Source organism: Amycolatopsis ultiminotia (assembly GCF_039536925.1).
GTDB classification, from domain to species: Bacteria; Actinomycetota; Actinomycetes; order Mycobacteriales; family Pseudonocardiaceae; genus Amycolatopsis; species Amycolatopsis ultiminotia.
In genome coordinates this window covers 1-13,212 of the sequence record NZ_BAAAZN010000034.1, presented here as the reverse complement: position 1 = coordinate 13,212, position 13,212 = coordinate 1, and the positions used below count along the sequence as shown (strand labels likewise).

The window sequence follows — 13,212 nt, the reverse complement described above, 5'->3', positions numbered from 1 at the left end:
GTTCGCTCTCCCGGGTCACGTTCGCCACGCCAATCGGTTCTTGAATACCTGCATGCTATCCAGATCGCTTCCCACCGCAGAGCGCATCATTGCTATCACCATTCGGAGAACTCATGAATCGCTCTACTGAAGATCGTCGCTCCCGCGTTCTTCTTCAACACGCGGCTGCAGCCGGCGCCATCCAGCTACCCGATTTCATCAGCCAGGTAGGCCATGTCGAGGCTGCGCGCTTGATCGGCGACGGCACCGCACCGGCAATGCACGTTCCGCCACTACACCGTCGCATCACGTGGCAGGACACCGATCGAGTCCTCAAACGCGCCGAAGCCCGTGGGATCCGCTTCGTCATCCCCGGCGACGACGAGTGGCCGACGGACCAGATAGCGGACTTGGCGGCCTTGTCCGAGGTGCAAGAGGGCACTGGCGGCGTTCCGCTAGGTCTGTGGATTCGTGGCCGGCAGCAGTTGAACAAAATAGTCCGGCGCGGGGTCACGGTCTCTGGCACGACAGTCCCCTCCGCCTACGGCAGCTTTGCCGCCTCGGAGATCTCGTTCGGGTTAGCGTCTGCCGGCTGCCCGGTGTGGAGCAGCGGCTCGGTCGGCATCGACGAAGCCGGGCACCGTGGAGTTCTCGCCAGCGACTCGGGTGTGCCGGTGGCCGTCCTGCCGAGCGGGCTCGACGTCAGGCACCCCCATCACCGGGATGTGTGGCTGGACATGATCGCTGAGCGCGGCGCCGTGGTCTCACAGTTTCCACCGACAGTGCTCGTCACCCGGGCCCGAGCCACCGTCAGCCGATGGCTTTGCTGTGCGCTGACCACGGCGGTGGTGGTGATCGAAACAGGTCGGCGCGGTGCTCAACACAGCCTCGCCCGTAGCGCCTCCGCGCTGCAACGACCGGTATTCGCGGTGCCCGGCCCGATAGGTTCGGCGCCTTCGGCGGGGTGCCACCAGCTCATCATGGATGGAACAGCGAAACTGATCACCACCGCCACCGACATCCTCGACTGTCTCGACACCGGCAGTGCCGATGCCGGCGGCGAAGACGCGGGACCGCGCAGTGTGTGAGTCCGCGGACCGTAGCGCGCCCTCCACGACGGCGCCAAGTCCGGAATGACCGGCGTCGGCCAGGCATGCCCGCGGCGCCGCCGTGATGCGCGCGCTCAACCGGTGGCGGCTCACACACCTGAGCCGCCACCGCGTCGCCTGCGCGATGTGCGCGGCTGCGCCGACAAGATCGGAACTTACCCGTGTCCACACCATGGTCCATCGGCGAAGTGATCGCCGCCTTACCCAATACCGGGCACGACACTCTGTACGTGATCGCTTGTCACGACAACGGCGCGCCTCAGGAGATTCCCGCTGTCCTGGCGGCATTTCCGACTACGTGTCTGTCCCGCGATACCGGCTCCTTGGCCACCGCTCTGCAGGCCCACTTCGACCGCGGCACCACCCATCTCATTCTCATTGTAATTGGCAGGCAGGTGCAGAAACGCGACCTTCCGCACCGTGCGGCACTCGCCGCCCTGGGGGAGGCGTTGCTGGACTTGGGCGGCCACGTCGTCGGCACCATCTGGGCCCCTCGCGCACAGCCCGGCGTTTCGTGGCGCGACTACCGAAGCTACGCCCACACCGGGCGCGTCACGACACCGCGCAGCACGATCGACCTCACCAAGCCGGTCCGCGTGCGCACCGGCGCCACCAACATCCAGTGGAACCGACCCTTCGAACGGCATGGCGACACCGTCGGCGCGCCCATCGGATGGTTCGCACGTCAAATGCTGCACTTCGCCGTTCGTCACGACCAAGAAGCACAATCGCTCGTCACAGTCGCCGTCCGGGGAGCCTCATCCGGGGAACTACCCAGCGACCAGACCGGTTACGCCATCGCGACGGCTCTCGAACGCGACGCGATCTTCGCCCGCTTCCTCCTACCTGATCCGCGTCTCGATGCTCGCCGCGTCGAACAACTCTGGATCGCCCTGTTCAGAGGCACTACCAGCCGCAAAGCACAGGCACGCCTCGCAACCTTGGTCGCCGCCAGCGCGCTCCTGCGCAGTGACCGGACACTCGCCGCCCGATCGCTCAACTACGCCGACCACTCCCACACCACAGAACTCATCGTCACGCTCCTGCACAACCGCACGACATCCGACGTCATCCGTGCACTGCTCTCCGGCGAATGCAACGCCCTCCTCCGCCGCAGCTAAGTCTCCGCGGCCACCCAGACCAGGAGAAAACCATGCCCCACGACGTGTCCGTACACAACGACATCGTCGAATTTGTCCGACTCGGCCAGAAAGTCAGCCTCAACTTCACCGTCAGCCTACCGAACAGCGCCACCTTTCACGCGGTGATGGCGAAGGCACAGGGCTGCAACAACTTCAGCCCTCAGCGTGTCGCCGACACCATCGGTGCGTTGGTCGACGACGCGATGCTCGTCGAGTTCGGCGCCGAAGGCTCGCCCGTCCTCTACATCGGGGTGCCGTTCTTCGAGCAGCAACGCATCCGCACGTCGGCGACCACGACGAACAACAGGCTCTCGGACGTCGACCGGCAGGCATACGCCCAGCGCGTCATCGACTGGGCGAGGCGGCTGCGGGCCGACGAGATCACCGTGCAGCAACACCCGGCGACACCACACCCGATCGTCGGCAAGCCCGGCGATCAGCCGTACCGGATCCGGATCTGGTGGGACTGAGCGGGGACATCCAAAGGAACCACGGCCGAGCCTGAGCCGCCGCGATCGCAGCGTGGCCGGGGGCAGGGGACCAGGCCAGCGCCGGCGGCACCAGGCCCACTGCGGTCGGCACGCTCGGTTGCCGAGAACGGGGCCCGGTGCCGCCGGCGCTCCGGCCTGGTGGACAGCCACGTCCACGCGCGACCTCACGGCCTCGCCGGCATACCAGCCGGCCTGGTCGAGGGCCGCCACCAGTACTCGTGAAAGGACCGGCCAGCCATGTCCCGAGAGACGGCCGCTTGGCTCAACACCCAGGTACTTATCGGATTCACCGACAAACGGGGCCACGCGTGGCACTACCGCGCTGACTCCCAAGGCGGGGAACCCAATCACTACCCAGGCCCGATCCCGGTAGCCGACGTCAGGCGCCGCCTCTTCAACTGGAAAGCACAGCGCGCCGAAGTGCTCATCCGGGACAACTTCGGGACCCGCCTGGAGCCGACCGCACTGGCGATCACCGCCAGCGACAACGGCGACCGGCTCGGCCTCCACACCGACGGATACGGGATTCATCAGTACGACGAGTGGCTTCTGAACAAAGTTACCCTCCTCCTCGACGGGGGTCTGCAGATCGGCTCGGCGGGGCTGCTGCGCCAGCGCAAACAGGCGTGGGTGAGCGTCGAAGTGCCGGACAACATCATGACCCCGGAAGGCGTCGAGTTCCGGCCCAATCTGCTCGCGTGCACCTCCCACGACGCCAGCCTCAAATCACGCTACAAGCGGGTCGTCACCAACGTGGTGTGCGACAACACCATGGCGGCAGGCTTACGTGAGACCGGCCAGGAACACGCCGTCGCGCACACCTCCCAGAGTGACCTGAACGTCCTCGACGCCCGCGCCGCGCTGAACATGGTCGAGACCATCGCCGGCGAGTTCGCTGCCGAAGTCAAGAAGCTGTGTGAAACCGCCGTCACCGACGAGGCCTGGCGCATGTTTCTCGACGCGCACGATCCACTGCCTGCCCAGCGGGGCCGTGCCTACACCAACGCCGCCAAGCGTCGCAGTTCCCTCACCCGGCTCTGGACCAGCGACAGCCGTGTCAGCCCGTGGCGCGGCACGGGATGGGGAGTCGTGCAAGCCGTCAACACGCGCCAGCACCACGAAGCGACGGTCCAGGGCGCCACCCGTCCCGAACGCAATATGACCCGTGTCCTCGACGGCGGCCTCGCCAAGCTCGACCACGCCACCGTCAGCACGCTGCGCACAGTCCTCGCCACGATCTGACCGCCACGTCAACGATCATCACGGCCCCCGGCCATGGCGGCGTGCCTTGTCCCCTTTGCCGCCAGTCCACCGGCGGCAAAGGCGTCGTGTGGACTCCGCCACGCGGGCACGCCTGGGTGTCACCGCCGCGCGTGGTGATCCGCGGGCGTCCTCGCACTCTCCCGTCAGGCCAACCGAATGGACCGGGTACCCCGAGTCCGGCTCGTCTGTCCCGGACTGAGCCGAAGCCCGGTCCGGGCTGGTCGTGCACCGCACGCGCCGTGGCGCACGACCAGCCCACCCCATACCTCGCCCACTCCGTCGAAGGACGCCCTCGTGTCGAAACGCCCACTGCTCACCGATGTCGAACTGCATGTTCTCGCTGACGTCGCACGCGGCCTCAGCAACGCACAAATCGCCGCGAAGCACTGGCGTTCACCGGAAACCATCCGAAGCCACCTCAAGAACATCCTCCGCAAACTCAAGGCGGCGAACAGGACTCACGCAGTCGCGATCGCCTACCACATCGGAATCTTTTGCGGCCGCAGTCCGTCTATCGTTGAGCACGACGCGGCACCTCCCGCCCGCCCAGCCGTGTTCTCGCCCCTCACGAGACCTTCGGACACCGCGACCAGGCCGTCACCTCAGCCCCGTCGCTGATCGAGACGGCGCAGCAATCTCTGGCGGTGAAGCTTCCCCCAGCAAGCTCAGTGTCTGAGCCGACTCTGATGTGTCATCCGGGCGTTGCACCCCCGGCGGGACGACGCACTCTAGCGGAGCCTGGCGGTGCCGCCCGCCGACACAGCCGCCCCGATGGACGGCTGCACCGCCGGGCGGGCGGCACCGCTGGCGGCCCCGCTCGGTCGAGTGCGTCCCGCCCGGGACGCCCGCCCCGCTCGATCGGCTCCGCCTTAACGCCAGGGCCGGGGGGCGGTCGGAACCGACAGCACGTCGCCGCATCCGATGACGTGGTACTCAACCAGGGAGTTGCCCGTGACCAGCACGATGGACAAATCAGCTCAGCCCGACCACGAGGACCCTGCCGGCGCGGCCAACCTCCCCACCGGGACGGCGCCGGCCCAGGCCGATCCTGCCGACGAGCCGGACGTCGCAGCCGACACCGGCCGGGCTGGGGAAGCTGGCGAGGACGCCAGTACCGCCAGCGAGCCGAACGCCGACGAGGCTCGTCGGCACCTGCTCCATGACCGGGAAGCGGAGTACGACACCATCGTCTGGGCCGATCCGGACGAGGTGGTCATCGCGGAGAACGTGCGCGTGGACAACGCCACCGCCGACGCGACCACCACTGCCAACCTCAAAGCGCTCGGGGTACGCGTCGCGACCAACGGCTACCGCGCCGACGACGGCACCATCATGATCACCCAGGGCCAGCGTCGCGTGCTCAACGCCCGCCGGGCCGGAGTCCCGGTTCCGGTGTGGATGCAGGCGCCGCCGCCCGCCGACGAACGCAAGGCCGCAATCGAGCGGATCGTCGGCCAGATGTCCGAAAACGATGTCCGCGTGGCGATGACGCTCGCCGACACCTACCGTGGCATGCAACAACTCGCCGCATTCGACCTCACGCCCAAAGCGATCGCGCGCAAGCTCGCACGCGGTAAAGGCGGCACCACCTACGTCGAGAACGTCTTCACCGCCGGCGCCAGCGAGCTGGCCACCAAGGCGGCCGAACGCTACGACCTCGATCTGGTCCAGGCCGCCACGATCGCCGAGTTCGACAACGCCGGAGACACCTCCACCGCCACAGACCTGCTGCGCCTCGCCCTCGAACAGCCCAACAACTTCGAGGTCTACGCCAATGTCAAACGCACCGAGCGCGCCGACGCCGCACGTAAAGAGCAGCTCACCGAGCAACTCACCCACGACCTCACCGGCGCCGGCATCGTCATCTTCGATCGCACGCTCGACCCGTACTCCGGGCCCGCGCGCACGCTCGATCGCCTGCGGCCTACTCCCGACGCCACGTCAGACACCGCGCTGATCCCGGCCGGGCATGCCTCCTGCCCCGGGCACGGAGCGTGGATCGAAGAAGACACCTCCGACGACGGCGAGACTGTGATGGTCGCTGTCTACGGTTGCCGCGACTTCGTCGCTCACGGGCACGCTCTGCAGCACGCACCGGCGGGCTGCGCCGACTTCACCCCCGCCGCAGTCGCCGCGGCGGAAACCCCACCGACGGAGCAGGAGTTCGAGGCCGCAGCCGACGCTGCTGCTCAGGCTGAGCGCACCCGACGGTCCACTTCGATCATCCGTCGCTGGGTGATCGCCAACAACAAGGACTGGGACGGCGCAGTCGTCAAGCGCCGGAAGTGGCTGGGTGAGGTGTTTGCCCAGCGATCCACCGCACCGACCGGATCGCACGTATTCCTGGCACTGCACAAGGCCAACTCCACCAAGGCATTGCAGTACGTGCTCGAACGCGGTCACGACCTCGCACGCGAGCTGCTGGGACTACAGCCCGGGTACACCCATTCCACCGACCTCGCGGACAAGATCGCCGCCGCCAAACCGAGCAAGGCCACCGTGTACGACGTGTTCCTCACCCTCTGCGCGATGGAGCAGCGCATCGCCCGCAACGCCTGGCGGAACCCAACCCCAGAGGACCAGGACTACCTCAGGGTCTTGACCCGCTGGGGCTACAAGGCCTCCGACGTCGAACTGAAAGTCCTCGATCCCGAACGCGAGGACGACGTGATCGCCGCCGCGCTGGGTGACCCCGCACCCGCGGCCCAGCCACACCAGGCCGAAGAGGGTTCCGACGATGAGGATTCCGAGGGCGACACCGAGGAGGACGGCCCCCACGGGACCGAACACGGCGAGGAGCCCGTCGAGGATCCTCGCCCTGAATCGTCGGGCGACACCCACCATGACGCGGCCGAGTTCGACGCGAACTCCACAGAGGACTCGGAACCCGATGATCCAACAGACCTCGAGGTGGTCTCTGCGGCCTGATTCCTCGCAGGCCTGATCCTTCTGCAGAACGGGGTGAGCGCCGTCGGTGGCTGACGCGCTCACCCCGTTCTGTGCTGCCCGCACAACCTGCCTGGTTCTTCACCGGCAGGGATCGGAGATCACCGATGCATCCTCATTTTCCTCCCGTCCAGCCCCACGTACACCGAACTCACGCCGTCGCCGCACGTACCCACCCAGCCTGGCCACACAGCGCGCTACCCACCGGACCCCGCTGGGCACGCGCGGTCTGCGTCTGCGGCTGGTCGGAGTGCGCCGAGTCGCACCGTGACGCACGGGCCCTGGCCCGCCATCATCGGCGCTTCGCCTACGGCCAGCCGTTCTACCTGTCCGGATGGGCTTCCCGGATCGGGAGCCGCCGGCTCCAGGCGGACGCGACCGGAACCCACGTCGACATCACCGGCTGCCGCCGGGCCTGGGCAATCGCCGACGGCATCGGGGACCGACCGCTGTCGGTCTACGCAGCAGGCTGCGCCGCCACGTCCTCGGCCTACGCTGCCGCCGACCGCGGAGCCCGCGCCGGGCTTCTGACCGCGGGCACTGCTCTGGGCGGCCACAGCGACGGCGACACCGTGCTGGTCGTCGCCACACCGCGCACAGACCTCGGTGGTGCGGGATGGGACATCGCCTGGGTCGGAAGCTGCCGCGCCTACGAATACCGGCCCGACGATGGCGCCCTGGTCCAGCTGACCACCGACCACACCCAGGGTCAGAAGCTGCGGGACGCACTCGCCAGCCGCTACCGCGACCGGCCCGGCGAGCTGGAGAAACTCGCGGCCGCCAGCGACCACATCGTCACCAGCTCGGTAGCGACCGCCGCCACCACCGTCGGTTCCGTCACGACCACCGGGCGCCGCGGACGCCTGCTGCTGACCACCGACGGTATCCACGGGCCGGTCCCGCACGACACCCTGCGCCGTATCACCGCCCTGCAGATCACTCCGCAGGCATGCGCGCGTCTGCTCACCCTCGCCGCGACACACTTCGGCGGCACCGACAACGCCACGGCCATGATCATCGACCCCGGCGACATCGCCGCTCGCCTCGGCAAGCAGCGATGAGCGCACCCACCCGGCACACAGCCAGCACCTCCCCCGGATCGTCGCCTTTCCTTGACGCAGCACTGGACGCCGCTGCCCGCGGATGGGCGGTGTTCCCGCTGCGTGCCGGCAGCAAACGCCCCGCGATCGCCGGATGGGAACGTCAGGCAACCCGCAACCCCGAGCAGATCCGCACGTGGTGGACCGGCCAGCCGACCGCCAACATCGGGATCGCCTGCGGCCCGTCCAATCTGCTCGTACTCGACTTCGACGCCGCACGTGGCGTCGTACCCGAGCGGTGGGCGCGCTTGGGTGTGACACACGGCCGCGACGTCATCGCACTGCTGGCGGCCCGGGCCCGGCAGCCCGTGCCGCACCACACCCTGAAGGTCACCACACCACGCGGCGAGCACTGGTTTTTCCGCCTCCCGCCGGGAACCCGGGTGCGCAGCACCGTCGGCGCAGGCCGACACGGCCTCGGCTGGCATGCCGACACCCGGGGCCCCGGTTCCCTCGTGGTCGCTCCGGGATCGGTCGGCCACGTCGATGGCATCACTGTCCCCTACACCATCAGCCAGGACCTACCGGTCGCGCTCGCACCCGGCTGGCTCGTCACCATCCTCACACCGCCTCCACCGTCGATCCCATCCACCGGATCACCACCGCCGCCTCCGGCACGCAGCCGACGGGTCACGGCCTACGTTCACGCCGCCCTCACCGCCGAATGCCGCAACGTCGCCACCGCCGATGAAGGCGAGCGCCACATCCGGCTCTTCGCCGCGGCAGCCGCTCTCGGTGAGCTGCTCGCCAACGGCTGGATCAGCCACGCCGACATCACCCGCCACCTCACCGCGGCCGCCCGGCGACACCTCGGCGTTGCCGACTTCGGCTGGCACGAACTGACCACCACCATCCGCGACGGCATCGAGACCGGACAGCAGCACCGCCGCGTCATGACCGACCGCCCACGCCCACACCAAACCCGCGGAAAGGACTGACCCACCATGACTCCGACTTCCACCACCGACGCCAACCCCCTGGTCTGGATCTGGCAACGCCGCCCCCTCAGCACCGCTCTGGAAAAATTCCTCATCCCCGCCGACAGCCTCCCCACAGGCACGCTGCCGCTGCTGCAGCACCGCTACGTCCCCGGTGACCGCGTCGTCTTCACACCCCCTTCCAAACCCATCAGCCATTACGGGACCGTCGTACAGGACCAAGGTCTCTACCTCGCAATCAACGGGCAGAAGCCCTCTGACAGCTACACCATCAGCAAACTCAACGCACGCCCCGACGGAGTTCCGCTCTCCGTCACACCTCCGGTCCCGGACGTCGTCGGCAACCCGAACGCACAACCCACCATCGTTCACAACCGACACACCGCAACTGCACACTGGAACGTCGGCACCCCTGACACCAACGGGTCACAAGCACAGGCCCGGCTGCACGTGAGCTTCTGGCACCGCCACGGGTTCCTCGCACGCCTCAGCAGCGTGACCGAACTACGACACAGAAACCCACGCCGTGAACGCCGACGGCCCACCACTCCTGTGGTCGTACATCTCCACCCGGCGACTCGCCCCAGCCAGCACGCCACCCGCGAATGCCTGCACGCCGCGATCACCATCATCCGCGACGCCGTCAGCAACGGTGAATCCGCAGTGTCGCTTCACTTCACCACTTCCGCACCGGCGCTCGGCCCACGGCAGTGACCAGCACCGCACGCCCACACCAGCACGGAGGCACCCGTTATGGCTACCACACCAAGTACCGCAACCGACGACGTTGCGTTCGCCCGCGCATACGCACTGATCACGAACGGGCTCAACGCCCACCCTATTGCCACCGAGGTCCCACACCGGTGCCAGCCCGTCTGCGTCCAGCTCTACACCATTCCCGCACCCACCTCGGTCGAACACCACAGCACCATCGAACCGTCCGACGAATCACGCTCCGGCGCCACGACGGGAAATGACGATGCATAGCGATCGACCGTAGCGAGCACACCCCCTGTGGCAGTGGCAATGACTTCTGGAGCAGCGCCATCAACGGCGTCATCCCCGCCATCGGCCACGACGGCTTCCGCCCCTCGCCACCGGGGATTGCCGGGATCGTCGACCACGCTCTCCGCACCATGTTCCGCCCCTGACGAACCTTTCGTCGGATCCCAGCTCCGCGAGGCAACCCGCACCACTTTCACCCTGGCCGGCCTTCCGTCCGGCCACCGTCTGCATTGGACTGTTACCCATGATCTTCATCCACGACACCGGAGAATTTGTCGCGACGATCCCAGCCCTGTTGGGATTCATTCCCTCCAACTCCCTCGTGTTGATCGCTACGACACCCACCAGCGTCGGACAGGTGCACGTCGGTCCCATAATCCGGTGCGACCTTGCTACGGTCCGGATCGCCGGAACCAGCATCGTGTCCACCGGGCTCACCAGGCTGGCCGACGAGCCTGTCCACGACATCAGCGGTTTCCTCATCGGCGCCGACACTTCCGACGAGTCACCGCTGCGCGACATGGCGGACGAGGTGGCCGAGCTCCTCCGCCAGTCCGGTTTCCGGATCCGGCATCTCATTCACGTCCCAGAGCTCGTGGCGGGCGCCCGCTGGCAGTGCTACCTCACTGCCGACTGCCGCGGCACCCTTCCGGACCCGGCCACCACGATCACTGCAACTGCATCGGCCGCAGCCGGCTACACCATCGCAGGCAGCCGCGAGGAAGTCGCGGCCCGCTACACCAAGGTGTCGTACGACGCTCGGGAACGGGTGCGCCCGCTCATCCGCATCGCCGCCAGCGCAGCGCAGGCTGACCTGGCTCTCAGCACGGCAACGCGAGAACGGATCGGCCGTACCCGAGCCGCAATCCGCTGCGCCGCTGACGGGACACTGCCCACAGACGACGCCGTCATCGCCGATCTCATCGCCACCTTCAGCACCATCCCGTTCCGCGACGTGCTGCTCAGTTCCACCGCCGTGGAGCAAGGTTTCGGCACCGAACACCTGGCCTTATACCTGTGGCGGCATTGCGACGAGCCCTACGCCAGTCATCTCGCCGCGATCAACGCTGTGCAGGCCTACCTCCGCGGAGACACCGTCGTCGCCATGTGCGCGCTGGAAACAGGGAACCCGCGTGTTCCGATCATCAAACTGCTCACCTCCACGATCAGGTTGGCGCTACCACCGTCGACGCTGAGGGAGCTACTCGACTGGACCCACCAGAAAACGCTCACCGTTCTGTCGGGCGACACGAACACCCAGGAGTTTCCCGGCAACTGACCTCGCTTCTACAACGACGCGCTGTCCGCCGCCTCAATACCAGAGGTCGCGGGCAGCGCCAGCCCATGTCTCCCGAATCGCACACGACACAATAGACGCCGCTCAGCAGATCCGACGATCCCGAACCAAGCCGCAATGCCTTTCCTCACAGCTCATCTCGCCTCGCGGCGCCACGCGCTCACGGAACCGAGGCCTTCGCAACAGCCGTCATCGGGTCAACGCCTGGCCCGATTGTGCGTGGATCGCCTGAAGGCAAGCACACCGCGGCCGGAGCCCGCGTTCCCGGACGCACCAATCCCCGGTCGGCAGGTCAGCGCGAACTAGGGAGGTGTACCGGTGACTTCCTTGAGGGCGCGGGGATGACAGTACTGGCCCTCGCCGTCCTCGTAGTAGCCTTCGCGGAACGCCGAATGGAGTTGCAGGTTCCAGACAGTCTCGGTGTCGGCGTCGAGCACGAAGACGCCCAGCCAGTGGCGATTGTTGCCCCACAGCATTTCTGCGGGAACGCGAGTTCGACGTGGTCTGGGCGATGTCGAGCAGGGTACGGGCGCGCTTGGCGGTGAACACCCAAAGCGTGTGCAGGAAGCCGTCCGTCGGTCGAGCGGGCACGGGATTTCGTGTCCTCGAACGATCTCGGAATCTTGTCGCCCGACGGCGATACGGAAAGTCCCGGCGGTCGCGGTCGCGGCGGCGTCAACCCGACGGCCGTGCGCCGGTGGCGGACCTCCTCAAGGACCACCTGGTATCCGTAGCTTCGGAAACGCTCAGCCAGCAGCCGCGTGACTCGCCGGTGAGTGACGCTCTCCGGTCCGATCCAGCACTCTAAGCCGGGGAGATGCGCGAAGTGCGCGACCTGCTCCGGCTGTGTTTGAGCAGCACACGCCCTGCCCAGGTCGGGCACAAAAGGCACCGGTGGGAACGTCGCGTGCTGCCTCCACCGGTCGACCGTGGTGTCATGAGCAACGAGCACAACACACGCTTCCTGGAGCCGTGGCCAATCCGGGTCTCGATTCTCCCGAACGCCACCGACACGCTCGCCCATCGCGGCCACCGCTGACAGGTCGAGCCCCGAACTGAAGCACGCAGGCTTCGCGACCTCCGGGCGGTCCAATCGTGGACGGGAGCGGCCTTTCTCGCCTCGTGAGACGCGGAAGACGAGCTTGCTGGCACGCTCGCCAGTCGCGGTCGCAGGAGCCCTACCGAAACCCTGTCGGTCGCCATCGGGCGCGCTTTCGAGAGCCAGGCCCACCCTGCTTAGCCACGTCCGCAGCAAGATCGTGGAGCCTGTCCAGGCCGCAGGTGATGGCGATGCCGGCGAGCAAGTCGCGACGTGGTCCACGACGGCGCAAGCCAGGCAAGCTGCACGCCGACAGGGCTAATAGCCAATCGGAGCGCCGGGCCCGAGTTCACCACCGCAGCATCACGGTCCGCATCGCCTGCAAAGGCATCGAGTTCGGCGAGAACTCGGCATATACCGCTGGGTGCTCAAACGAACCATGTGCCTGGCTCGCCGGCTACCGGCGCCTGTCCTTGCGCTACGAACGCAAGCCATTCACGTCTTCACCTTCCTCACGCTCGCGGCCCTGTCATACGAGAAGACGCTCCTCAGACGCCAAGTAACACAAGCTTTAAGCCTGGTCGGCGTCTGGTGATTGCGGACTTCTCCGTGCATGAGAAGGGACGCTCCACACGGCTGTAGCGGAGCGTCCCTGAGTGATCTTCTGGGTCAGCAGGCCAGGCGGTTCGAGTAGCCCTGTTTGGTGACGGCCCCTACGGCCAACAAGATCACCATCGCGAGTTGGAGGCTGCTCAAGCCAGCCGCAGTCCAGAACGGGGGACCTTTTATAGGCCGAGTGTGCTTCAGGCAACGCGATCCACCGCGACGTCGTCCTTGGCGGGGATTCGGTCACGCGGAGGGCCCTGCAGATCCGATGGCCCGCGTGATTCCCCACCAGCCCCG

The 13,212-nt window shown here is 67.2% G+C and carries 12 protein-coding genes; 10 read left to right on the top strand and 2 right to left on the bottom strand.

All coding sequences use genetic code 11. The features are described 5' to 3' along the window. The first annotated feature begins 113 nt into the window (after positions 1 to 113). The 9 genes from ABD793_RS41420 (at position 114) to ABD793_RS41385 (ending at position 9,682) form a co-directional block, all read left to right on the top strand. Positions 114 to 1,067, top strand: a complete 954-nt coding sequence (locus tag ABD793_RS41420) for a DNA-processing protein DprA (protein ID WP_344869235.1) — start codon at positions 114 to 116, stop codon at positions 1,065 to 1,067. Positions 1,068 to 1,249: 182 nt separating this feature from the next. Then, a complete protein-coding gene (locus tag ABD793_RS41415) occupies positions 1,250 to 2,209 on the top strand; it encodes a hypothetical protein (RefSeq protein WP_344869234.1) in 960 nt (319 codons plus the stop codon). A gap of 32 nt (positions 2,210 to 2,241) precedes the next feature. Further along, positions 2,242 to 2,700, top strand: a complete 459-nt coding sequence (locus tag ABD793_RS41410) for a hypothetical protein (RefSeq protein WP_344869233.1) — start codon at positions 2,242 to 2,244, stop codon at positions 2,698 to 2,700. A 258-nt stretch (positions 2,701 to 2,958) separates the two neighbouring features. Beyond that, positions 2,959 to 3,963, top strand: a complete 1,005-nt coding sequence (locus ABD793_RS41405) for a DUF932 domain-containing protein (protein WP_344869231.1) — start codon at positions 2,959 to 2,961, stop codon at positions 3,961 to 3,963. A 177-nt stretch (positions 3,964 to 4,140) separates the two neighbouring features. Further along, positions 4,141 to 4,602 carry a response regulator transcription factor gene (locus ABD793_RS42945; protein WP_425548855.1) on the top strand — a complete coding sequence of 154 codons (462 nt, stop codon included), beginning with the start codon at positions 4,141 to 4,143 and terminating at the stop codon, positions 4,600 to 4,602. 333 nt (positions 4,603 to 4,935) lie between these two features. Then, on the top strand, positions 4,936 to 6,912 hold the full coding sequence (locus ABD793_RS41400) for a hypothetical protein (RefSeq protein WP_344869230.1): 1,977 nt from the start codon (positions 4,936 to 4,938) through the stop codon (positions 6,910 to 6,912). Between the two features lie 125 nt (positions 6,913 to 7,037). After that, positions 7,038 to 7,991 (top strand): PP2C family protein-serine/threonine phosphatase, encoded by a 954-nt coding sequence (locus ABD793_RS41395; protein WP_344869229.1) that lies wholly within the window; start codon positions 7,038 to 7,040, stop codon positions 7,989 to 7,991. Then, positions 7,988 to 8,968 carry a bifunctional DNA primase/polymerase gene (locus tag ABD793_RS41390; protein ID WP_344869228.1) on the top strand — a complete coding sequence of 327 codons (981 nt, stop codon included), beginning with the start codon at positions 7,988 to 7,990 and terminating at the stop codon, positions 8,966 to 8,968. The genes ABD793_RS41395 and ABD793_RS41390 overlap by 4 nt, the downstream gene beginning before the upstream one ends. Positions 8,969 to 8,974: 6 nt before the next feature. Beyond that, positions 8,975 to 9,682: a hypothetical protein gene (locus ABD793_RS41385; RefSeq protein ID WP_344869227.1), complete on the top strand. Its 708-nt coding sequence runs from the start codon at positions 8,975 to 8,977 to the stop codon at positions 9,680 to 9,682. Positions 9,683 to 9,855: 173 nt separating this feature from the next. On the opposite strand, the gene ABD793_RS41380 is transcribed toward ABD793_RS41385, so the two are convergent. Next, positions 9,856 to 10,092, bottom strand: coding sequence for a hypothetical protein (locus tag ABD793_RS41380; RefSeq protein WP_344869226.1), 237 nt, complete (start codon positions 10,090 to 10,092; stop codon positions 9,856 to 9,858). A gap of 125 nt (positions 10,093 to 10,217) precedes the next feature. Here ABD793_RS41380 and ABD793_RS41375 point away from each other — a divergent pair, with 125 nt between their 5' ends. Further along, positions 10,218 to 11,252: a DUF4192 domain-containing protein gene (locus ABD793_RS41375; RefSeq protein ID WP_344869225.1), complete on the top strand. Its 1,035-nt coding sequence runs from the start codon at positions 10,218 to 10,220 to the stop codon at positions 11,250 to 11,252. Positions 11,253 to 11,572: 320 nt separating this feature from the next. On the opposite strand, the gene ABD793_RS41370 is transcribed toward ABD793_RS41375, so the two are convergent. Further along, positions 11,573 to 11,746: a hypothetical protein gene (locus ABD793_RS41370; RefSeq protein WP_344869224.1), complete on the bottom strand. Its 174-nt coding sequence runs from the start codon at positions 11,744 to 11,746 to the stop codon at positions 11,573 to 11,575. Positions 11,747 to 13,212: the final 1,466 nt, after the last annotated feature.